Genomic DNA, 21,444 nt, shown 5'->3' on the forward strand with positions numbered 1-21,444 from the left:
TAATTTTGCAAACGTTTTTAAATTTATAAATAAATACAAAAATATTTGATGTTTATTAACGAAAGCGCTTAAATTAATCCGTAAAATATGTTATGATTTAACCATGTTAAGTCGTGAAGCGTTTTATAAACAGAAAGAAGCTTGCAAAATGAATGAAAATAAAGTCGTAAAATTTTCCTACGAACAGCTTGATCGTCTTTGCATGGATGCCTTTCAAAAGTTTGGTTTTAACGCGAAACAGGCTGCCATCATTACCGACGTTTTATTAACTGCCGATATGTATGGTATTCAAAGTCATGGCATGCAGCGAATGGTCCGCTACTATAAGGGAATTCAAAAAGGGACGATGAAAGTTGATGCCAAGCCAGAAATCGTTTTTGAAACTCCAGTCTCGGCGGTAGTTGACGGCCATGATGGCATGGGACAGCTTAATGCGCATTTCGCGATGGAACTGGCAATCGCTAAAGCCAAGAAAGCGGGCGTTGGGATCGTTTCGGTTCGTAATTCAAATCATTACGGTATTGCCGGGTACTATGCCAAAATGGCCGCTAAAGAAGGCATGCTCGGTTTTTCCTGCACCAACAGCGAGGCCATCATGGTCCCAACGTTTGGCAGACAAGCAATGATCGGTTCCAATCCACAAGCCTGGTGCGTGCCAGCATGGCCTTATGACTTTTTGTTTGATGCCTCAACGACGGTCGTTACCCGGGGCAAGCTGGAGATGTACAATAAGCTGGATCAGCCATTGCCAGACGGTTGGGCCTTGGATGCACAAGGCGAGCCAACCAACGATGCGGCAATAGTCTTGGACAATATCGTTCACAAAAACGGCGGCGGCATCATGCCTTTGGGTGGCAATACGGAAACGCTGGGGTCGCATAAGGGCTATGGCAATGGGATGGTCGCCGAGATCTTCTCATCGATTCTTTCAATGGGTACGACCTCTGAATCAACCATGCAAAATGGCAAGTCAGGAATCTGCCACGGCTTTATGGCCATCAATCTCAACGCATTTGGTGATGGTGAAGCAATCAGTCAGCACCTTTCTGAATATCTGCAAAAGCTACGCGATTCTGCTAAGGCAAATGGTCACGACAAGATCTATACGCATGGTGAAAAAGAGATCCTGGCCATGGCTGATCGTAAGGCAAACGGGATTCCGGTCATTGATAAGACAATGACTGAGGTCAAGGATTTATGCGATTACCTGGATCTGGATTTTGCCGACTACTTTGGCGAATATCAACCACCAAAAGCTGAGGGCATGTTTGTCGGCAATTATTAAAATAAAAGGACTTTGGTGGCAATGCATCAAAGTCCTTTTATTTAGTTCGGCAGCTTTTTTGGCGTTACCGACAGCGTTTTTTGGCCACGGAAGGTTACAAAACCAGGCTTGGCACCGCTTGGCTTATGCAGGTTCTTTACCGGCAGATAGTCAACCGGTACGTGGGCAGAGTCACGCCCCTTAGAGAACCAGGCTGCCAGCTGAGCCGCCTGCAGGATCGTTTCTTCGCTAGGGTTGGTATCGCGAATCACGACATGCGAGCCAGGCATATCCTTGACGTGCAGCCAGATTTCGTTTTTATTGGCCGTTTTAAAACTCAGCCGGTCGTTTTGCAGATTGTTTTTGCCGACCAAAATGACCGTACCATCAGTGGCATGGAAGACTTCAGGTTTGGAAACGGGAATCTTGCGCTGCTTTTTACCTTTTTTATGCTTAGTCTTGATGTATCCCTGCTGCTGGAGCTCAAGCCGAATCTCTTGAACATCGCTGGGATTGGCCAGGTCGATCTGACTGAGAATCGTTTCAAAATAATCAATTTCTTTTTGTGTAATGGCCATCTGCTCATTGACGTATTTAACTGAGGCCTTGAGCTTGTTATAGCGCGTGAAGTATTTCTGAGCGTTGCGAGAAGGCGACAGATCAGGCTGCAGCGTGATCTTAAGCGGTCGATTCTCATCATAAAAATTAGGCAGCTCAACTGACTGGGCGCCACGGGGAACCTGATGCAGCCAGGTAGTGAGCAGTTCGCCTCGGATTCGATAGCGGTCGGCGTCAGCAGCATCAGCCAGCTCTTTTTGAAACTTCTTCATCTTGCGCTGGTCTTTTTTGAGTTCGCTATGCACCACTTTTAATACCTGACCGGCTAATTCCTTGGTACGATCAGACTGTGCCTTGTTGACATAGTAGGCATCGAGCAGCTCAGAAAGCGTGGCAAACGACTGTAGTCTTAGCTTCTGGGTATCAATTGGGGCGAACGCGGCAAAACTGGTCTTGTTTTTTTCATTGGTAATCAAGACCGGTGTCGGTGACTCAAAATGGCGCAAAAAGGCTTGGTAGGCGCTTGGCAGACTGTCGCTGGCCACAAGCTCGGCCGCCAGTTCGCTAGCAGTTTCCGGTGCCAGTCCCTGATAGCTGGCCTGCAGTTTTTTGGCAAGCTGAGCCGGATCATCTTTTAGCTCGCGAACCAGGTCAGAATAAATCTGGTTGGGCAGGTAAGGATTGAACCGCGGCTGTTTAGGCGGCATGATGAAGACTGCTCCCGGTAAAAGCAGGCGGACGCGGTTGACGTCGCTGCCGACATGCTTGATGGCATCAATGATCTTGCCGGTCTTGGCATTAACCAGCGTAACGTTGCTGTGGCGCGCCATGATTTCGACCATCATCACCAGTTCCAATGGGTCGCCCAGCTCATCTAAAGTCGAGAAGGTCAGCTTAACGATCCGGTCGTTTTCAATCTGGGCGACTTCTTTCACCAGCGCTCCTTCCAGATATTTACGCATGGTCATGGCGAAATTGCTGGGAACAGCGGGATTTTGATAAGGAATCTGCGTGATCTGAATGCGTGGATAGGATGGATTGGCCGAGATCAGCAGGGAGTAGTTATGGCGATTGGCGCGGATTACCATCACCATTTCGGCAGGATAGGGCTGGTTGACCTTGGAGACGCGGCCGCCCTGCAGCGTTTGATTCAGCTCGTGAACCATAGCATGAGTAAAGAAACCGTCAAATGGCATTTTTGCGTTCCTCCTTTGTTTTGCATAACTAGTCTATTATAACGTTGATTGCCATCTAAAACCAAATCAGACCAACGATTTATGAAATTAAGGCAACTGGAATTACTGGATAATTGGTTTTGTGAGTTGAATGTGCTATCCTATTAAAATGCAGACCTTGTTTTGAGGCCGGCAGTTTTTAACATGCTATTATTTTTCTAAAATATTATTTTAAATCTGCAATCATACTGGAGGAAAACTAAATGAAAATCGCGGTTGTAACCGACAGTACCGCTTATTTAACCCCACAAGAAGCTGCGGAGAATCAGATTACGGTAGTGCCGATTCCACTGGTGATCGACGGCCAGAGCTATCAAGAAGGCGTCGACATTACGACTGAAGAATTTTACGACAAACTGGCTCATTCAAAGTCATTTCCAAGCACCTCGCAGCCATCGATCGGTCTTTTGATGGAAACCTATCAAAAGCTGGCTGATGAAGGCTACGATGCCGTCATCAGCATTCACCTGACCAAGGCGATCTCAGGCCTGCTCAACACGATTACGCAGATTGCCCAAGACATGCAGGATACGATCAAGATCATCCCGTTTGACTCGCACTTGACGGTCAAGATGATGGGCTATCTGGCCTTGGAAGCCGCTCAATTAGCTCAGGCAGGCGATGATCTGGATGATATCTTAAAAAAGCTGCGCGAATATCAGGATACGTTCAATAATGTCTTTGTCGTTGACGATCTGCAGAACTTGGTGCGGGGCGGCCGTCTTTCCAATGCGTCGGCTTTTATCGGCTCAATTCTAAAGATCAAGCCGCTTTTGACAATGCACACGCAAAACTATGCCATTGAAGCATTTGAAAAGGTGCGCTCAATGAAAAAGGCCAAGGCGCGCTGTGAACAGATCTTTGACGAAGACGTGGCCAAGCTCGACTATCCGGTACGGGCAATGGTGCTGCATGCCAACTGTCCTGAAGAAGGGCAAAAATGGCTGGACAAGCTGCAGGCTGATCACCCCAACATTCGCTTTGAATTGAGCTATTTTGGCCCAGTAATCGGCGTTCACCTGGGGCAGGGCGCGCTGGCACTGGCTTGGATGCAGGATACGGCTAAAAAGCCACTGGACTAAGCCTATGCAGCAGCGAACAAAAGACTGTCTCTGGGCACTTGGACTAACGGCTTTAATGGTGATCGTTGGTCTGCTGCGTCTGTCAACGCCACTGCCGAGCGGACAGGTTGCCATTGAGCTGGCCGGAGTCATTGGGCTGAGTGCAATGGTTGGCTTGAATCTGCGCTGGGGTGCCGGCATTACGACGATGGGAACGGTCATTCTGCTCTTGCTTGGCAAGGCCGATTGGATGACGGTTCTGGATATGGCCGTTGACATGGTGATGGTCAGTGCCTTGATTGGCTGGCAGCTGCCACGCGACGTTAAGGTAACCCATCGGCAGGCGATTGGAGTCGGCGTGGCAGCCGGCATCTCACAATGGATTACGGCCGAGGTGCTTTGCGGCATTGCAGGGGATGCATTTGCTCATGGAATGGGCATCATGCCTTTTATGCGGCTGGCCCTGCCTGCGACGCTGCTGACGGCCCTGTTGTACATGCTGCTGATTCCGCCGCTTTCGCTGGTGATTCGGCATTTTAACTGGCAGCCGCCGCAAGATAGCAATCAATCGAAAAAAACGCGTTCCATGGTAATCGACTTGAGCGATCATCAGGGAATGCCGAAAGAACAAGATGATCATCATGATAAGGACTAACCTGGTTTGAATTGACAAACGCTGCTGGTTAGGATATTCTTAGATTATTAAAAAATAATGAGGTGAACTGATGGCAATTCAAATGATGATGCAAAAAATGGGCTGTTCATGCTGCATGCATTGCCGCGTGTTTTTTGCTCTGCCATCAGATTGCATGACCAAATGATGCAGCCGTGACAGGTTGCTGATCGAGTCAAGGGATTACTGGCGGTGAGCTGGTAGTCCCTTTTATTTTGTAAAGGAGAAAAATTATGAAAAAGCCGATAATTGGCATTTCAGGCAGCGAACTGACCAAAAATGTCGGTCCTTTCGTTGGCTATCGCCGCAGCTACGTCAACAAGGACTATAGCGAGGCGGTCATCAAAAATGGCGGTGTTCTGATGATTATTCCATTCAATGAGGATGCCGATGTAACCGAGTCTCAGCTGGAACTGGTTGATGCCTTGATTCTTTCGGGCGGTTAAGATATTGATTCGGAAAGTTATGGCAAAGAGCCGCAGCCTGAACAAGGCACGGTCTGGCAGGCGCGCGATCAGTTTGACATGCGGCTGTTAAAGCTGGCTGAAAAGCGCGGCATCCCGGTGCTGGGCATCTGCCGGGGCGCTCAGCTGATCAACGTCTTTCACGGCGGCTCGCTCTATCAGGATCTTAAGTACTATCCGGTGCAGACGCTCAAGCATTGGCAGGGCGATACGCCATGGTGGCAGGCGACGCATCAAGTCAAGCTGGTTAAGGATACGCATTTGGCGGCGATTTTTGACCAAGTGCCTCGCCTGCGGGTTAATTCCTACCATCATCAGCTGATTAAAAAAGTTGGCAAGGGACTATAGGTAGACCAAAATATACAGGTACCTACTTTCGATTCAAAATCAGCGAATAGTAGGTAGTTGCAGATCCGCAGCCAGTTAAAAACTGATTTTCTTTACAAAGTCAGCAGGCAGATAGTCGTAAAACCGCTGTCAGACTTATGATTTGTGAGTAAACGGATATTGCCATAACTCAGTAACAAAAGCAGTCGATATCGCTAGACAGCCAATGTCTAAGGTTAGAAAAATCATTAAAAACGCAGCGCGATGATGAGCAAAATGGGGATGTCCGATACCCTTGAAAATTGATTTGGATCCTGTCTACAGGCAAACAAAACAGGAATATCCGGTGCCATAAAATCGTGACTAGCAAAAAAGACCATCTTCAAACAGCTGAAGATGGCCTTTGTCGTTCGTGGTTTAGGATGGAAAACAGGGGAAGGTGGATTATTTTTTGATCAGTTCAGGGTCGTTTTTACCGGGATTCAATTCAACGATCTTGCCGGTCTGCGCATAAACGATCCATTCAGCAACGTTGACGATATGGTCGCCGACGCGTTCCAACTGACGACTAATGATCAAGTAGACGTCAGAGGCCTTTAGCTGCTGCTTGTCTTTAACCTGCTGACTCAAAACCAGTTGCCGCAGCTGCAGGTAGAGGCGGTCAACCTTGATGTCTTCGCTGGCAACGGCATAGGCAGCGTCGCTATCATCATTGACGTAGGCCTCATCAACCTTGTCCAGCATCTGACGCACTTGGTAGGTCAGTTGTTGAATCAGCTTTTCAGCGGCAGTAAAGGTTGGCTTGTCAGACATGCGCAGCGTTTGACGAGCAATGCGGATCGCGGCATCGCCAATTCGCTCCATGTCAGAACTGGCCTTTAGAATTGACATGGTTTCCCGAAAATCAGAGGCCATGGGATTTTTGCGAATCAAGACGTCAAAAACGTTCTTTTCCAGTTCGACCTCAGTTTGATTGACTTGCTGATCCTTGGAGATTACCTGTTTGGCTAGGATCGTATCATGTTCCAGAAAGGATTTGGTTGCTTGGTGAATCTGCGAGCTGACCAGTGTCCCCATGGCAACGAACTGCTTTTTTACCTTTAAGATTTCTGCTAGATTTTGATCTCCCATTATAAACTCCTTTTAGCCGAAGCGCCCATTCAAGTAGTCATCAGTCAGCTGGTTGTCTGGCTTTTCAAACATCTGCTTAGTTGAGTTGAACTCAATCAAAGAACCATTGAGCATAAATGCCGTGTAGTCAGAGATTCGGGCAGCCTGCTGCATATTATGCGTCACGATGACGATCGTGTATTCATCTTTTAGCTTCATCAGCGTCTCTTCAATCAAACCGCTGGAAATCGGGTCCAAGGCACTGGTTGGCTCGTCCAGTAAGATTACCTGCGGCTTGACGGCCAGCGTGCGGGCGATGCAGAGTCGCTGCTGCTGACCACCGGAAAGACCCAGACCGCTTTTTTTCAGATCATCTTTGACTTCATCCCATAAGGCAGCCTGTTTGAGACTTTCTTCGACGATCTGATCCAGCTGTTCCTTATCCTTGATGCCGCCGATGCGTGGTCCATAGGCGACATTATCATAGATGGAAAGCGGGAAGGGAACTGGCTGTTGGAAGACCATGCCAATCCGTCGCCGCAGCTCAACCATATCTTCTTTTGGATCATAAATGTCTTGATCATTAAACAGAATCTGTCCTTCAACCGTGGCATTATCATCAAGGTGCATGCGGTTAAAGCATTTTAACAGTGTCGACTTGCCACAGCCAGACGAACCAATCAAAGCCGTGATCTTGTCTTGCTCAATCTCCATGTTGATGCCATGCAGTGCTTCTTTAGTGCCGTATTTGAGCACCACGTTTTTACATTTAAGAATTTTTTCCATGATGCCCTCCTAGCCGAAGTTACCGGATACGTAATCATTGGTTGCCTTGATCTTAGGGTTGCTGAAGATGTCTTTAGTGGAGTTGAACTCCAGGACATGTCCCAGGTAGAAGAAGGCACAGTAATCAGAACAGCGCGCGGCCTGCTGCATGTTGTGCGTAACGATGATGATCGTGTGGTCCTTTTTCAGAGTCTGCATCGTTTCTTCCAGCTTAGAAGTCGAAATTGGGTCCAAGGCACTGGCTGGCTCGTCCATCAAAATGATTTTAGGATCCATGGCCAGTGAGCGGGCAATGCAAAGCCGCTGCTGCTGACCACCAGAAAGGGAAAGCGCGCTGCGATCAAGCGAATCTTTGACCTCATCCCAGAGGGCCACGCTTTTTAACGATTCTTCCACAATCTGATCAAGCTTTTGCTGGTCTTTGATGCCATAAAGCTTCGGCGCAAAGGTGATGTTTTCACGGATCGATTTGGCAAATGGATTTGGATGTTGGAAAACCATGCCGATTTCACGCCGGGTTTCGTAAACGTTAACCTGTGGGGAGTTCAGATTGATTCCCCGATACAGAATCTCACCATCAATGCGGCCCAGCTCATCATTCATTCGGTTAAGGCAGCGCAGATAAGTAGACTTCCCAGAACCGGATGGACCGATCAAAGCCGTAATCTTGTTTTCGGCAAAGTCCATGCTGACCTGATGAAGCGAGGGCGTTTCCTGCTTGCCGTAGTATACGCTGACGTTTTTAGTCTGCATTGCCAATGGTTCTTTGACAGGCAGCGTGTAGGTATCTTCAAAAGAATATTCAGCCATCTGTTTTCACCTCTAGTTTATTTGCGAGCCGACATCTTTTTGTAGACGTGGTTGCCCAAGTAGCGAGCACCCAGGTTGAACAATAAGATGACGATAATCAGTACGGCCGAAGCCCCACTGGAGATTGCATGGGCATTGGAAACCAGCCCTTCAGTATTCAGCTTCCAAATGTGGACGGCCAGCGTTTCAGCAGGACGAGTCGGATTTAAGAAGCTGGTTGCGGAAAATGGATTCCAGTTGCTGTAGTCGACGGTTGGTGCGCTTTGACCAGAAGTGTAGATCAAAGCAGCGGCTTCACCAAAGACTCGGCCAGCCCCCAGAATCACCCCGGTTAAAATACCAGGCAAGGCTTCGGGCAGCATGATCTTAGTCATGGTCTTCCAGCGAGAAAGTCCCAGTGAAAGACCGGCTTGGCGCTGCAGCGGTGAGACGTCATTTAGAGCGTTTTCGCAGTTTCGCGTCAAAAGCGGCAGGTTGAAAAATGTTAAGGCAATGGCACCTGAGATAATCGAAAAGCCCAAGTGCAGCTTGATTACGAAAAACAGATAGCCGAACAGACCAACTACCACGCTGGGCAGCGAGCTTAAAATTTCGATCGCGGTCTTAAAGACTTCTGTAACGCCATTTTTAGGCGCGTATTCGGCTAAGAAGATCCCAGCGCCAATTGAAAGCGGCGTGGAGATCAAAAGCGTCAGAACCAACAGATACAGCGAGTTGAACAGCTGGTCGCGAATCCCGCCGCCTTCACCAACGCTTTGGGCAGCTGAGCTCAAAAACTTCCAGCTGATGTGCGGCAGACCGCTTAAGATGATATAGCCCAGCAGACCAAACAGAATCAAGACCACCAGACCGACTAAGACATAAATGATGCCCATTGCCAGCTGATTGGCTTTTTTGGCATTAAGCATTGCGTGAGACTCCTTTCTTGTTGACCAGTTTTACCAGCAGGTTGAAGGCCAAAGACATCAGCATCAAGACCAGCGCCAAAGACCAGAGTGCATCGTTTGGCAAGGTTCCCATAACGGTGTTGCCGATGCCGACCGTTAAAGTACTGGTCAGAGTTGAGGCTGGCGAAATCAGGTTTTCTGGCATCAAAGGCGCGTTACCGATAACCATTTGAACGGCCAGGGCCTCACCAAATGCTCGTGCCATCCCGAAGATAACGCCGGTCAAGATCCCGGGAATGGCTGAGCGCAGAATTACCTTGTAGATCGTCTGCCAAAGCGTGGCCCCTAATGCGATTGAAGCTTCACGATAGTTTTTGGGCACGTTTTTAAGACTGTCGATTGACATGGAAGTGATCGTTGGCAGCACCATGACGAACAGCACCGTAACGGCTGCCAAGATCCCACTCCCGGTACCGCCGAAAAGATGGCGGATAAAGGGAACGACGACGACTAAGCCGACGAACCCGTAAACGACGGATGGAATCCCCACCAAAAGCTCAATGACCGACTGCATGAATGAGGCTGCCTTTTTAGGGGCCAGCTCAGTCATGAAGATGGCAACGGCCAAAGCGAGCGGCGTTGCGACCAGCGTGGCCAGAATCGTAACGGCAAATGAGGTAAAGATCATTGACCAGGCTCCGACTTCTGGCTTGCCATGCGCGTCAGTAACGGTTGGATCCCAGGTCATACCGGTTAGGAAGTCCTTGAGGCTGACGCCATCTTTAATAAACATGTTCAAGCCTCGTGCGGCGATGAAGTAAATAATTGAAATGACCAGCAGTCCAATTACCGTAATGCAGAAATAGCTGACCAATTTGCCCCAATGGTCCTGCCTGGTTTGAAAACTGCTTTGCATCAGTTGATCTTGTTCATTCATCTTGCTTCCTCCAGTTTCTCTCCTTTATTGATTGACGCGGTGGTTATTTCTTGGTAACTTGACCGTCAGCGTTCTTGGTAACCTTCATGTCGTGAATGCTGATGTAGCCAAGGTTCTTAACGTCCTTGCTTTGAACTTCCTTGGAGTTCATGTAGTTCAAGAATTTCTTGGTCTGACCCTTGGCAGCGCCCTTAGTGTACATGTGTTCATAGGACCAGATCTTCCAAGAGTTGTTTTCAACGTTCTTGTCAGTTGGCGCAACGTTGTCAACCTTTAAAGCCTTGATCTTGTCAGACTTGGTGTATGAGAAGGCCAGGTAGCTGATGGCACCAGGCGTGTTGGCAACCAGCTTTTGAACCGTGCCGTTGGAGTCTTGTTCTTGAGTCTTCATGGCCGTCTTGCCCTTCAAAACGGCTGATTCAAACGTTGCCCGCGTACCAGAGCCTTTAGCACGGTTGATAACGGTGATCTTTTCGTTTGGACCGCCGACTTGCTTCCAGTTGGTGATCTTACCAGTGAAGATCTTTTGCAGCTGGCTCATTGACAGGTTGTTGACCTTCAGGCTCTTGTTAACGACTGGGGCCATCCCGACAACGGCGACCTTGTGATCCTGCAGCTTCTTGGCATCGATGCCGCTTTGCTGTTCAGCGAAGATGTCAGAATTACCAATTGAAACGGCACCAGATTGAACCTGGCTCAAACCAGTACCGGAGCCACCACCCTGGACATCGATGTTGACGCCAGAGTTTTTGCTCATGTAGCTGTGTGCCGCCGTTTCGGCAAGTGGCTGCAGAGCCGTTGAGCCGACAATGCTGATCTTATTGCTGTCAGATGCAGCGTGGACCGTGCCTACCGTACCGCCAAACAGGCTAAAACCTAAAGTAGCGACGGCAGCTAAAGAGATAAGTGACTTCTTGTTCATGTTATTTGCTTCCTTTCTCAATATCCCATGAATAAATCCCATGAATAAAGCATGTACCTGAGTACGATTTATAATTTAAGGCAGAAACGTAAAGAAAAAAGACGGTTTTCCGTAAAAAACACGTAAGGTTCAAATTTACAAAAACGATACAAAGCAAACAACTAATTAAATAAAGACGGCTGATCAGCTTTATTTCACACTATTAAGCGAACAATAACCGGTGTTAAAACTATAATAGTTCGAATTATCGCTAAACGTTGGCAGGTAGATAGTTTTAATTAACGCTAAAAAGCTTAAAATAACCTAAAAATTACAAAGGAAACTGCTTAATAAAATTAACCAGGGCAAGCAGGCGCGACAGATCAATGATTGAATGGCGATTGTTTGGATGTTGGTCGTGGCAGTTTACAGAATTTAAAACAAAACATCGCCGACCCGAAACAATCCGAGTCGACGATGCTGATAAATTATTTGATGATTATTGGACGTTTAAGAGCAAAAGGTCATTGGTAATTAAGTGAGCAGGACGGGACAGATGCCGCCAACCGCGTTGCCACCACTTTGGCTGCCAAGGCGCAACGACCGGCTCAAAGCCGTTTTCTTGAATCAACTGGCTGACAACCAAATATTGATCGCCAACTGCCAATTGATGCTCAATCTGGTGGGCACCGACACCTTGAAGCAAGCGTTCAATTTGCGTCAGTTGGTGCGCGGCCAGGTTTATCATTAAGTCTGGATCAAGATTTGGCAATCCGGCGGCCAGCCTGCGGCAGTCGCGTGGCTCAAAAATGTACAAAAGCATAAAGCTGGCATTGGAATGAGCCTGGATCAGCCGTTTGAGATGATTGGCAAATGCTGGATCGATTTCACGGTTAAAAGAACATGTGGTAACAGGTATAAGGATTCGATCGTGCATAAAATGACCCCCTAAAATGGGGAAGTAGTCATGAATAAACTACTGATGTGGCAAAACCATTGGAGCATCTCAATTTTAGCATCAAAAAAAGACTTTGACCCGCTTTCACGAGTAAAGTCTTTGTAAATTTTGGCTAGTCATCACTGTCGTTTGCAGAATCATCCTTGCGATCGCGCTTTAGTCGCCGCTTTTTATCGGTATCAGCTTCATCAGTGCTGGCCGGCTTCTTTTTCGGCTTGATTTGAACTACCTTGAACTGACTGACGTAAGCATTCTTCAAATCCAATGGCGTGAAGCTGAAATCTTCGACTCTAACGGGTTGTCCCACCTTTAAGTCGTATTGACGTTCCAAGAAAAAGCCAGTCAAAGTTGAGACGTCGGTTTGGTCAAACTGGGGAATCCGGACGTTGAAGTAGCGTTCAAAGTCGTCAAGCGGCATCTTACCGGATACCAGGTAGGTTGAGTTGCCTTTTGAATCCGGCTCTTTCTTTTCAATCATGTCAGAAGAAACATGATCGATTTCTTCACCAACCGTACCGAACAATTCTTCATAAATATCCTTGTCGGTAATAATCCCGGCCGTACCACCATATTCGTCTTGAACAACAACGATTGGCACCTGTTTTTTCATCATGATCTGTAAGACGTCCGTTAATTCCTCGCTTTGGTAGACGATTGGAATCTTACGCATGATCGAACGAATAGCCTGCTTAGGGTTGATCTGATTTTGCCGCATGATGTCATAGCTGAAGATATAGCCTAAGATGTGATCCTTATCGTTATTGGCAACGACTGGGAAACGCGTGTACTTCTTTTGGAAATAAAGCTGAGCGGCGTCTGCAACCGTAGCAGTAATGTCGATTACGCTCAACTGCGTCCGGTCGACCATGACGTCATCAGCAACCTTGTCGTTCATGCGAAAGGCGCGTTCCATAAATACGACGTCTTCTTTATCCATCTCACCAGCACGCTCGGATTCCTGTGATAAGGTGACGATTTCGTTTTGGGTGTAGATATCTTCGTCTGGGTTGACTGAGAAACCAAGCAGTTTGGTAATGATCTTAGCCGTCCAGTCAAACAGCCAAATCAAAGGATAGAAGATTACGTGGAAAAACGTCATTGGGTGGGCAATCGCCAACAGAATCTTAACTGGCTGGTCAATTGCCATGTTTTTAGGAACCAAGTCGGTAAAGACCGCGTGCAGGAAAGTAAACAGCAGAATCCCGATGATCGAACTGAAATCATTGGCCACTGATTTAGGGAAGATATTGACTTTTTCCAACAATTCAGTGATGTAGGCCTCACCAATCCAACCTAAGATCAGTGACGTCATCGTGACCCCGACTTGAGCCGTAGACAGGTATTCCGTCAGGTGCTCAATCATATTTTCGGCGCGCCGAACGCTGGATGTCTGTTTGAGCTCTTTTAATTCGGTTGGACGAACCTTGATCAAGGAATATTCCAACAGGGTAAACAGCGCTGCTAAAAGCAGAATGAATATAATTGTAAAAAGTGTTATGGGACTGGTACTAACTTCCATATTTTGCAATTTTCCTTTCAAAATTAGCTTTGCAATCATTATAGCAAATAAAAAGGTCAGCATTCAGCAAAATCGCTTTTTGTTATGTAAGAAATGGTCCATAATAGAATAAAAGCATTCATACAAAAGGAAGATGGTGAAAAGATGACGGCTAGATTGATTGATGATGCGCACTGGCAGATCTTGGTCACGGCAGCGCGTCAGCTGAAACAAAGCGCGCGCTATCAAAATGCCAGCCAAAAAGCGCCATTCGATGCCGCCTATGCACAGCTGCAGGATCTGGAGCAGAACCGCGACGTGACGCTCAAGCAGTTTTTAAAAGTACAGGAAAGTCTGGCACATGCCGTTACAAAGCTCGATGGTCAAGAAACGACGACTTTTGTTTTGCGGCAGGCAATCAGTGACGCTGAGCTGTTGATGGAGACGGCTCGTTATGTCAATGCCAGTCCGTTGGCAAAAGAAGAGCTGAACAAAGCGTTGACGGCCGCGCGAAAAATCATTCAGACCGATGAATTCGTGTTACAGTCGCAGGTTGATCAAACCGTTGAAAAGCTGCAGCATTCAGCAACGGCACTCAGTGGGATTGAAAGCGACTTTAGTCAATTAGTATTGGTTTTCAAAAACGCTCAAAACGATCTGACCACGCTGCGGTATCTGAACGCGGATGCCAAACACCGGCAGGCCTTTAAAGCCAGCTTTGATCAGGCTAAGCAGCTGCTGAGTCAAGCCGCGGCCAACCATGAACTGAACGTCACGGTTGCTGATCTGTCAAAGCTCGCGCCTGATTTCCAGTCGGCAGCCCAAGAGACGATTGACCTGACGACCAGTGAACTGTTAAAAGCGCGCAAGGCCCTTAATGGCAAGACCAGTGATTTGACGCAGCTGAAAAAAGCAGTCGCTAAAATGACCGGTGTTGATCAAACCAAGCGCTATCAAGCGTCCTATGACTCCAGACAGGCTGCGTTTGATCTGGCATTTAAGGAGGCTCAGACTGCCTTGGCTGATCCGCAGACGACGCAGATGCTGGCTGATCGCCTGGTCAGTCAGCTTGATGTAACCTATGAAACGTTAAATGGCGAAGAAATCGAGGCGTTCGTGCCGATGTCTGAGGGTTCAACTGCTTCGCCGATCACAGCTGAATCAAGGGATGACGATGCCGGGATGCTTCAAAATGATGACGATCAAAACGATACCGAAGCTGAAACTAAGCCGGCTCAAAACAGTCATGATGATGCGTCCCATACTCAAGGCCAATCAGGAGTGGTCCAGACGGCGACATTAGCAAAACCAGATTCAACCAAAAAAAGCAAGCCGGCTACTGCGGCGTTGAGTAGCATGCTGGGCTTTAAACGCAATTTAAAGTAGAGAAAGGAAGATCTTTTTGGAAAATTCGATAACGCCGGCAGAATGGCAGGTAATGCGGGTAGCTTGGACGCTCAAGCATGTTACAAGTACGCAGATGATCGAGATTCTGCAGGGCAAGGTAGCTTGGAAACCGGCCACGGTCAAAACGCTGCTGCGCCGGCTGGTTCAAAAAGGCGCCTTAAAAACTACGCGGGTTGGGCGGGCGTTTGTCTATGAGCCATGCGTTGAAGAACAGCCGACGATGAACGAAGCTGCGGATGATCTGTTCGATAATCTGTGCGATATGCACGTTGGCAAGACGCTGGCACATGTGATTGAAAGGGCCACGCTCAGCCAAGCAGACATCAGGCAGCTGCAGGAACTGCTGACCCAAAAAGCCGCAGTGGCACCGGTTGAGGTTCCCTGCGACTGTGTTCCGGGAATGCGCTGTGAGGATATGAACTGATACCGTCAAGTCTTGTCTAAACAATGATGCTATCGGCAAGACGCGCTGAAAGGAAGTGTCGCTGGTGATCGTGCCCCCAGAGCTGGATCAGTCATTGTTCGTTGACCAGCACCATGATCAAGATCAGCTGCTGGTAGTTCTTGGCAATGGCTTTGATCTTTTTCATGGCTTTAAGAGCCGCTATCAGGATTTTTGGCAGCACGTGGGAACGACGCCGCTGGATGAGATCGTTCATTTTAATCGCCGCGCCCGCAGTCAGCAGGTCCGCTGGTCGGATGTCGAGGCCCAGATTCGCGTGGCGGCTGAAAATGCCTATCAGCTAAGTGCGACGCGTAAGATGCCAGGAGCGGGCGTGATGGTTCAGCAGCGCAGCACGCGGGCGATTCGCCGCTTTGAGCATGAATTCTCCCGTTATCTGCGGACGGAGCGAGAACGCGTCTTAGTCAGCGACCCTACGCGTTCACAAACCGCGCGGGAATTTTTAAGTCAGGCTGGCGCGGTTTTAAACTTTAACTATACTGATACGGCACAGCAGCTATATGACGTCTGGCCAGCGAATATCTACTATCTGCATGGGTCGCTTTTGGAAGGTCAGACCATTCTTGGGGTTGACAATGATGACGTGTTGGCACGCGAGCCTTATGAATATGCCAGTACGACCAAGGGCTACCGACGCGACATTCTTGATTTTAAACGCTGGGCCTGGCAGCAGAATGGCTGGCAGCCGCTTGATGAAAAAACACTGGCTGCCTTTAGAAACTATGATGCCTATTATTATGGCTGGCGGCGCTTGTATCCGGTCTTTGGCGATCAAGAGATTATCTCGCTGCTCTATACGCTTGACAGCGATATGCCCGTTACCAGCCGCTATTTTGCAACCCGCTTTTTTGAGCAGTGGCAAACGCGGCGCCAGTGGCTGATTGATGCGATTGCCAGCCGCTGTGCTAAAAAACGCATTGATCCTCAGGTGCTGGCCTATACCGCGGCAAATGCATTTCGGCCGTTTAAGATCAAACTGCCCAATGACGTCTATCCAGAAGACATTGCCACGATTGTTATCATGGGCCATTCTTTGCGGGCTGATCACGGCATCTTAAGTGATCTGTTCAAGACGGCTCATCAGCTCAAGCAGGTAATTCTGTTCGTCTTTCAAGGCGAGCCGCCCGAAGAACTGGCCATGCAGAAGCGAATGCTGACCTGGCTTTTGGGTGAGGGCAGTCAGGTCAAGATTTTGACGCTTGAATACTGAAAGGAGAATTTTTATGACCAGAATTGCGATGGCCGGCAAGTTTGCAATCGAAACGCGTAAAATCGTCTATATGTCAGGTGATTCGCTGGCTCCCAGAGAAGGAATCGCCAATTTAAGCGAGCTGCCGCCAGAAACCAGATTTAGCTGGCAGAAAAAGCCGGTGCTAGAAACGCCGGGACTGACGCAGGCAACGATCATGGTTGAGTATCCAGATGCCTCACAAGCAGCGGTCAAGGTGCCAATCGAGGTGCTGCCGCGACCGGTAAAGCAAAAAGGACCCAGTCAAAACGTCTCGATTCAATTTGATCAGCAAAACAAGCGCACGCCGGGAACCATTCTGTCAGGCAATCAGCGCGGTACGATGGTCGATGCGTTTGCGGGAATCGGACTGTTGGTCAAGGCGGTCAAGAAGGGACTGTCCAGGCATCGGCAATAAGACGACTGGAGGGGATGGCGTGGAAAACAGTAAAACCAGCCTAAGCGAACTGATTAGTTTGGAACGGCCCAATTGGCAGCACCAGCCGAAAAACGCCTTGTCAGCTGCCAACGCGGTCACGACGCTCAAACAGGTTCACGAAATCGTTAATGGTCCAGCCAGGCTGCTCAGTCTTGATCTGGAGTTCTATTGCGATGGCCAGCCCCAGATGCCGGGAACCACGCGGCTGGGCCAGATTGCCGGCCGTGTCTATGGTCAGAATGATACATTCAATTATTATGTGTTCAGCAGCAAAATGACGCCCAAAGATCAGCTGAGTCTGTTGAAACGCCTTGATCTGCGCTATTCAGAAGCAGAACGGCTTACGGTAGCCAGCGTTTTGAAAAAGGTGTTAAGGTTTATCGATCGTGTGCAGCCCGACTACCTGGTCAGCTGGGACAATCGCTTGGATCTTAGCGTGCTCAATCAAGAGGCCAATCGCCTGCAGCTGGCGGAAACCAGTCGTTCTTGGACCAGAATTCAGCCATTGGATCTAGAGAAGATCATCAGCAGCGACGTATTTGAGAAAAGCTCAGGCATCAGTCTGGCCAGGATGTGCGATCTCTTGCAGCTGCAGCATCCTAAGCCTCATTTGGCCGATCATGACGTCTTGATGATTGATAAGATTCTCCAGTTTTACGCGCTGGATTTAAATAAAATTCTGCATTAAAAAATTCCCGTTCGATCTGAGCGGGAATTTTTCGTTAGAAGCGTTTTTTATGATGTTTCTTAAGATAGCGGTACAGCTCGCCTAAAAAAAGGCCAATGATGATAATGATGGCAATCGTGTAGCCGGCCGTCCCCAGCTTGAAGATGGCGGGATGACCAGCACTGCCTTCAACCAGAATTGAAGAGCCCAAGATGATTGCCGCTAAGACGATGACGATCAAAAGCCGATTCAGCATGCGCTCCAGATTTCGTAAGACACGAGCCTGATCTTTGTACTGGAAGTTGATCTTAGCTTGACCAGTACTTAAAACCTCCAGCAGATCATTGATGCGCGAAGGAATAGCTATCGAATCGAGGGCGGTTTGCCGGGCCTGCCAAATGCTGCTTTCTAGTGAGTCCCTCCAGTTGAAGTGCTTGAGCAGATATTTTTTGGCAAATGGCTTGGCAACCTCCATCAATGACATTTCAGGATCAAGCGCGGCTACGATGCCTTCAATTGAGCTGAATGCCTTGATCAAAAGCGTGACTTCAGGCTTGACCTGCAGATTGTTCTGTCGGCACAGCGAGATGATCTGAAACAGCATTGCCGGCAGATCGATACCGCCTAAGCCCGTGTTGAGATAAGGAGCCAAAAAACCGGTCAGCTGACTATAGAATTCCTGCTCATCAACCTCGCCAGTCCGATTACAGATGCCGAGAATTGCTTGACCAACCTGGCGGGCGCTTTTGGTGTTAAGGGCGATTACAACCTGAGCAATGCCGTCCGTTAAACTAGGTGAAAGGCGTCCCATCATGCCAAAGTCAAGGTAGACCAAGCGATAGGGCGGCAAGGGATGATCCTTTTGAATTTCGATTTCGTGACGGCCCAGCTGTTTTTGGTAATTGAGATCCTTTGCCATTGCATTGCGCTTGGGATCATCTTTGGGCAGGTCGTAAAACAAAACATTGCCTGGGTGCGGATCGGCATGAAAAAAATGATCCTCGAAAACCTGCTTGATAAAATTTTCGACCAGAACATGCGCCAGATAATGATTGCGTTCTTTAAGCCTGGCCGCGCTGGTTTCATCAAGCGGCATTTTTTCGTTCATCAAATGCTTGATGCTTTTTCCCGGCATGGCTTCATTGACCAGAATCTTTTGCGTGCAGTACTGAGGATAGACTTTGGGCACTTCGATGATATCAAAGCCGTTGTTGAGCCGGTAAAATTCCTGGCCGTTTTGAACCTCAGTCGTCGTATCGATCTCATGAAGCAAAGATGTACTCAGCTCGTCTAAAACTCGTTTAGGATCAATTACCGAAAAATCAATTGGAACGTGCTCGGCCATGCCTAACGCGCGTTTAAACAATGCCAGATCGGTCTGCACTAATTGAGTAACGGCAGGGTGCTGGACCTTGACGACGACTTTCGTACCATCAAAAAGCGTGGCATGATGCGTTTGTCCAATTGAAGCTGAGGCAAAAGGCGTCTGATCGAATGTCTGAAAAACATCTTCAATTCGCTTGCCGGTCTGTTCTTCAAAAGTCTGTTCAACGGTCGCATATGAGTCAACGTCAACCTGATCTTGCAGCTGACGCAGTTCCTTGATGTAGTCTGGTGAGACCAGATCGGGGCGAGTCGACAGCAGCTGACCGATCTTAATAAAGGTTGGCCCCAGCTCCTCTAAAGCCTGCCGGATCTCTTCTGGGTGTTTTTGCCGATAAAAGTTGGTTAGAAACGAATGTTGATTTAAGACTTTAATGATCTGCTTGAGACGAGTCTTTTGGCTGATCGTTGTATTTTCTTCATTCAGAAAAATCACGTCCTTATTTGATAAATCATTAGCTTCATTATAGCAAAACAAGCACTCCCCGCGTTGACGAAGAGTACTTGTTTTTAGTCGAGATTCAGTTCATAGACGTTGCGCAGGTCGCGATCGGTTGGGCCGGTGTAGACTTGTCCCCGCTTAACGAAGCCGAAGTTCTGCACCAGGTTGTGAACACGGTCGTTTTTATCGTGAGTAGCAATGCGGAAGTTGCGGACCCCAGCGTCATAAGCCAGCGTGATCATATGGCTCATAATGTAGTTGGCAAAATGCTTACCGCGGTATTTGCCAGAGATTGCAACGCGGTGAATCGTGGCAAACGGGTGACCAGGACGATTCCATTTACCATTGACGATATGCATGTAATGAGCATCGCCTTGCGTCATCAGAGTTGCCGTCCCAACGATTTCGTTGCCATACATCAAAAGCCAGCAGCAGCCGCCTTCGATATCCATTTGAAAGGTCAAGCGCGTCGGGTAGCCGTCTTCTCCCTGCCATTGTTCGCTACCGTCAGCCTTCAAAAGCGCGCGGGCATTTTCAACGATTTCCATTACCGTATCCAGATCGTTTAAAGTAGCCTTGCGCATGTAAATAGCTTCACTCACTTTTCTTCACCTCTTGAAATTTAAGATAAGCTTTAAAAGTTTAAGCCTATTTTTTTAATTTGCCAAGTAGAAATTATTTATTTTCATAAACTGCAATTTCAATCAGGTTTTGGTCGGGATCGTGCAGGTAGATCGACTGCATGGGACCTTCTGCGCCAAGCCGATCAACTGGGCCGGCAATTACATCGACATAGTAGCTTTTTAAGTGGTGCAAAATAGCATCAATCGGGTCATTGGCAACCAAGCAGAGATCCGCACTGCCAATGGTTGGCTTGCGGGCTACCAGGGCATCACGATCGGCTTTTTGCAGGCGAATCAGCTGATGCCCACAGCGCAGGGTAACGACACCAGGCTTGGTCTGCTGGTCGATTACCGGCATGTCAAAGACTTCATGATAGAAACGGCGGGACTGTTCAAGATCACTGACGGTTAGGACGACGTGATCGATACGACGCATTTTCATAGGTTGAGACCTCATTTCAATTTATTGATCGAATTAATTATAGAACTCATGATCTGGCTTGAACAGTCTATGATAAGCTTAAACAGACTGTTTGAATTCAAAAGGGAAGTGAGTAATCTTGACTAAAAATCTGCTTAGCGTGATGCTGTTTGCATTTGTCGGTGGCTGTCTGCGCGCAGGCTGCGGTCAGCTCTGGGGCAGCTTTTGGGGGACGATTCTGGTTAATCTGGTTGGTAGTTTTCTACTGGCTTTTCTAACCTATCATGCCGTCTTAAAAGAGCAGCTGACCGGCTGGCTGAATCTAGGAATCGGTACTGGTTTAGTCGGTTCTTTTACGACGTTTGGCACGTTTTCGCTGCAGTCGGTTCAACTGCTGCAGCATTCTTTTTTGGCTGGCGTCGGCTTTTTGACGATTAACCTGCTGGGCGGCTTTTTGATGGCACTAGGCGGCTTTAAACTGGCACTGCGCTTGAATCAGGAGTAAAACCATGACGGAAATACTTTTAATCGGTTTGGGAGCCAGCTTGGGGGCAGCCTTGCGCTGGATCTTGACGCTGACTTGGAAAAAATGGGGCCGATCTGGCTGGCCAATCGCAACTTTATTCATTAATCTGACCGGCTCTTTTTTGATTGGGTGGCTGTCAAACATTGCAATGACAGACAGTCTGCGCCTTTTTTTAACGACTGGATTATTGGGTGGCTATACGACCTTTTCGACCTTTAATACAGAGCTGCTGGCGATGCTTGATGAAGGCAAAACCGCTCGCTGGTGGGGATACATGCTGATCAGCGTACTGGGTGGGCTGGGATTTGCCTGGCTGGGAATGTGCGTATAAAATACATTTTATATTCGTTTCATCTAAGATTTTTTTGTTGGTTTA

The 21,444-nt window shown here is 48.1% G+C and carries 22 protein-coding genes and 1 pseudogene; 11 read left to right on the forward strand and 12 right to left on the reverse strand.

The genetic code is table 11. From position 1 onward, the window contains the following. Positions 1-148 precede the first annotated feature (148 nt). Positions 149-1,285, forward strand: a complete 1,137-nt coding sequence (locus tag H0G69_RS04140) for an Ldh family oxidoreductase (RefSeq protein ID WP_180305255.1) — start codon at positions 149-151, stop codon at positions 1,283-1,285. A 41-nt stretch (positions 1,286-1,326) separates the two neighbouring features. Here the strand turns inward: H0G69_RS04140 and H0G69_RS04145 are convergent, their stop codons facing one another. Beyond that, positions 1,327-3,018, reverse strand: a complete 1,692-nt coding sequence (locus H0G69_RS04145; RefSeq protein WP_180305256.1) for an NFACT RNA binding domain-containing protein — start codon at positions 3,016-3,018, stop codon at positions 1,327-1,329. Positions 3,019-3,260: 242 nt separating this feature from the next. On the opposite strand from H0G69_RS04145, the gene H0G69_RS04150 reads away from it, so the two are divergent. The 3 genes and pseudogenes from H0G69_RS04150 to H0G69_RS04160 all read left to right on the forward strand — a co-directional run bounded on the left by H0G69_RS04150 (position 3,261) and on the right by H0G69_RS04160 (position 5,603). Then, a complete protein-coding gene (locus H0G69_RS04150; protein WP_034540872.1) occupies positions 3,261-4,139 on the forward strand; it encodes a DegV family protein in 879 nt (292 codons plus the stop codon). 4 nt (positions 4,140-4,143) lie between these two features. Next, the gene (locus H0G69_RS04155; RefSeq protein WP_180305257.1) at positions 4,144-4,773 is read left to right on the forward strand and encodes a hypothetical protein; all 630 of its coding nucleotides are present in this window, start codon (positions 4,144-4,146) and stop codon (positions 4,771-4,773) included. Between the two features lie 251 nt (positions 4,774-5,024). After that, positions 5,025-5,603, forward strand: a pseudogene (locus H0G69_RS04160) (gamma-glutamyl-gamma-aminobutyrate hydrolase family protein). Positions 5,604-6,026: 423 nt separating this feature from the next. Here H0G69_RS04160 and phoU read toward each other — a convergent pair. The 8 genes from phoU to H0G69_RS04200 form a co-directional block, all read right to left on the reverse strand. Next, the gene (phoU, locus tag H0G69_RS04165; RefSeq protein ID WP_180305258.1) at positions 6,027-6,713 is read right to left on the reverse strand and encodes a phosphate signaling complex protein PhoU; all 687 of its coding nucleotides are present in this window, start codon (positions 6,711-6,713) and stop codon (positions 6,027-6,029) included. A gap of 12 nt (positions 6,714-6,725) precedes the next feature. Further along, positions 6,726-7,478: a phosphate ABC transporter ATP-binding protein PstB gene (pstB, locus tag H0G69_RS04170; protein WP_180305259.1), complete on the reverse strand. Its 753-nt coding sequence runs from the start codon at positions 7,476-7,478 to the stop codon at positions 6,726-6,728. 9 nt (positions 7,479-7,487) lie between these two features. After that, complete coding sequence (gene pstB, locus H0G69_RS04175) at positions 7,488-8,288, reverse strand: phosphate ABC transporter ATP-binding protein PstB (protein ID WP_180305260.1); 801 nt, start codon at positions 8,286-8,288, stop codon at positions 7,488-7,490. A gap of 17 nt (positions 8,289-8,305) precedes the next feature. Next, complete coding sequence (pstA, locus tag H0G69_RS04180) at positions 8,306-9,196, reverse strand: phosphate ABC transporter permease PstA (RefSeq protein ID WP_180305261.1); 891 nt, start codon at positions 9,194-9,196, stop codon at positions 8,306-8,308. Next, a complete protein-coding gene (gene pstC, locus H0G69_RS04185) occupies positions 9,189-10,112 on the reverse strand; it encodes a phosphate ABC transporter permease subunit PstC (RefSeq protein ID WP_180305262.1) in 924 nt (307 codons plus the stop codon). Before pstC ends, pstA begins: the two co-directional genes overlap by 8 nt. A 43-nt stretch (positions 10,113-10,155) precedes the next feature. Continuing rightward, positions 10,156-11,034 carry a phosphate ABC transporter substrate-binding protein gene (locus H0G69_RS04190; RefSeq protein ID WP_033935351.1) on the reverse strand — a complete coding sequence of 293 codons (879 nt, stop codon included), beginning with the start codon at positions 11,032-11,034 and terminating at the stop codon, positions 10,156-10,158. 478 nt (positions 11,035-11,512) lie between these two features. Further along, positions 11,513-11,950, reverse strand: a complete 438-nt coding sequence (locus tag H0G69_RS04195) for a hypothetical protein (protein WP_180305263.1) — start codon at positions 11,948-11,950, stop codon at positions 11,513-11,515. A 133-nt stretch (positions 11,951-12,083) separates the two neighbouring features. Then, positions 12,084-13,490, reverse strand: coding sequence for a hemolysin family protein (locus H0G69_RS04200; RefSeq protein WP_180305264.1), 1,407 nt, complete (start codon positions 13,488-13,490; stop codon positions 12,084-12,086). Between the two features lie 144 nt (positions 13,491-13,634). Here H0G69_RS04200 and H0G69_RS04205 point away from each other — a divergent pair, with 144 nt between their 5' ends. The 5 genes from H0G69_RS04205 to H0G69_RS04225 are packed head-to-tail and all read left to right on the forward strand — an operon-like array spanning position 13,635 to position 17,694. Beyond that, positions 13,635-14,855, forward strand: coding sequence for an FIVAR domain-containing protein (locus H0G69_RS04205; RefSeq protein ID WP_180305265.1), 1,221 nt, complete (start codon positions 13,635-13,637; stop codon positions 14,853-14,855). A gap of 16 nt (positions 14,856-14,871) precedes the next feature. Continuing rightward, entirely contained in the window at positions 14,872-15,300 is a 429-nt protein-coding gene (locus tag H0G69_RS04210; RefSeq protein ID WP_033935354.1) for a CopY/TcrY family copper transport repressor, read from the forward strand. 55 nt (positions 15,301-15,355) lie between these two features. Continuing rightward, the gene (locus H0G69_RS04215) at positions 15,356-16,549 is read left to right on the forward strand and encodes an AbiH family protein (RefSeq protein ID WP_180305266.1); all 1,194 of its coding nucleotides are present in this window, start codon (positions 15,356-15,358) and stop codon (positions 16,547-16,549) included. A 13-nt stretch (positions 16,550-16,562) separates the two neighbouring features. Continuing rightward, positions 16,563-16,985 (forward strand): Rib/alpha-like domain-containing protein, encoded by a 423-nt coding sequence (locus tag H0G69_RS04220; protein WP_180305267.1) that lies wholly within the window; start codon positions 16,563-16,565, stop codon positions 16,983-16,985. Positions 16,986-17,004: 19 nt separating this feature from the next. Further along, the gene (locus H0G69_RS04225; protein ID WP_180305268.1) at positions 17,005-17,694 is read left to right on the forward strand and encodes a 3'-5' exonuclease family protein; all 690 of its coding nucleotides are present in this window, start codon (positions 17,005-17,007) and stop codon (positions 17,692-17,694) included. Between the two features lie 34 nt (positions 17,695-17,728). Here the strand turns inward: H0G69_RS04225 and H0G69_RS04230 are convergent, their stop codons facing one another. The 3 genes from H0G69_RS04230 to H0G69_RS04240 form a co-directional block, all read right to left on the reverse strand. Next, on the reverse strand, positions 17,729-19,489 hold the full coding sequence (locus tag H0G69_RS04230; RefSeq protein WP_370761433.1) for an ABC1 kinase family protein: 1,761 nt from the start codon (positions 19,487-19,489) through the stop codon (positions 17,729-17,731). A gap of 77 nt (positions 19,490-19,566) precedes the next feature. Continuing rightward, on the reverse strand, positions 19,567-20,100 hold the full coding sequence (locus H0G69_RS04235) for a GNAT family N-acetyltransferase (RefSeq protein WP_225431116.1): 534 nt from the start codon (positions 20,098-20,100) through the stop codon (positions 19,567-19,569). Positions 20,101-20,173: 73 nt separating this feature from the next. Next, complete coding sequence (locus tag H0G69_RS04240; protein WP_180305269.1) at positions 20,174-20,563, reverse strand: VOC family protein; 390 nt, start codon at positions 20,561-20,563, stop codon at positions 20,174-20,176. A gap of 118 nt (positions 20,564-20,681) precedes the next feature. Between H0G69_RS04240 and H0G69_RS04245 the strand changes: the two genes are divergently transcribed. Together H0G69_RS04245 and H0G69_RS04250 are read left to right on the forward strand one after the other, a co-directional pair. Then, positions 20,682-21,047, forward strand: coding sequence for a fluoride efflux transporter FluC (locus H0G69_RS04245; protein ID WP_052669285.1), 366 nt, complete (start codon positions 20,682-20,684; stop codon positions 21,045-21,047). Between the two features lie 4 nt (positions 21,048-21,051). Next, on the forward strand, positions 21,052-21,399 hold the full coding sequence (locus H0G69_RS04250; RefSeq protein ID WP_240164375.1) for a fluoride efflux transporter FluC: 348 nt from the start codon (positions 21,052-21,054) through the stop codon (positions 21,397-21,399). Positions 21,400-21,444: the final 45 nt, after the last annotated feature.

This window comes from Limosilactobacillus mucosae, from assembly GCF_013423865.1.
GTDB classification, from domain to species: domain Bacteria; phylum Bacillota; class Bacilli; order Lactobacillales; family Lactobacillaceae; genus Limosilactobacillus; species Limosilactobacillus mucosae.

Coding starts and splice junctions, on each gene's coding strand:
- phoU (WP_180305258.1), bottom strand. CDS start 6,713: ATGGGAGATCAAAATCTAGCAGAAATCTTAAAGGTAAAAAAGCAGTTC.
- H0G69_RS04220 (WP_180305267.1), top strand. CDS start 16,563: ATGACCAGAATTGCGATGGCCGGCAAGTTTGCAATCGAAACGCGTAAA.
- pstC (WP_180305262.1), bottom strand. CDS start 10,112: ATGAATGAACAAGATCAACTGATGCAAAGCAGTTTTCAAACCAGGCAG.
- H0G69_RS04145 (WP_180305256.1), bottom strand. CDS start 3,018: ATGCCATTTGACGGTTTCTTTACTCATGCTATGGTTCACGAGCTGAAT.
- H0G69_RS04250 (WP_240164375.1), top strand. CDS start 21,052: ATGACGGAAATACTTTTAATCGGTTTGGGAGCCAGCTTGGGGGCAGCC.
- H0G69_RS04190 (WP_033935351.1), bottom strand. CDS start 11,034: ATGAACAAGAAGTCACTTATCTCTTTAGCTGCCGTCGCTACTTTAGGT.
- H0G69_RS04200 (WP_180305264.1), bottom strand. CDS start 13,490: ATGGAAGTTAGTACCAGTCCCATAACACTTTTTACAATTATATTCATT.
- H0G69_RS04155 (WP_180305257.1), top strand. CDS start 4,144: ATGCAGCAGCGAACAAAAGACTGTCTCTGGGCACTTGGACTAACGGCT.
- pstB (WP_180305259.1), bottom strand. CDS start 7,478: ATGGAAAAAATTCTTAAATGTAAAAACGTGGTGCTCAAATACGGCACT.
- pstB (WP_180305260.1), bottom strand. CDS start 8,288: ATGGCTGAATATTCTTTTGAAGATACCTACACGCTGCCTGTCAAAGAA.
- H0G69_RS04240 (WP_180305269.1), bottom strand. CDS start 20,563: ATGAAAATGCGTCGTATCGATCACGTCGTCCTAACCGTCAGTGATCTT.
- H0G69_RS04205 (WP_180305265.1), top strand. CDS start 13,635: ATGACGGCTAGATTGATTGATGATGCGCACTGGCAGATCTTGGTCACG.
- H0G69_RS04195 (WP_180305263.1), bottom strand. CDS start 11,950: ATGCACGATCGAATCCTTATACCTGTTACCACATGTTCTTTTAACCGT.
- pstA (WP_180305261.1), bottom strand. CDS start 9,196: ATGCTTAATGCCAAAAAAGCCAATCAGCTGGCAATGGGCATCATTTAT.
- H0G69_RS04150 (WP_034540872.1), top strand. CDS start 3,261: ATGAAAATCGCGGTTGTAACCGACAGTACCGCTTATTTAACCCCACAA.
- H0G69_RS04140 (WP_180305255.1), top strand. CDS start 149: ATGAATGAAAATAAAGTCGTAAAATTTTCCTACGAACAGCTTGATCGT.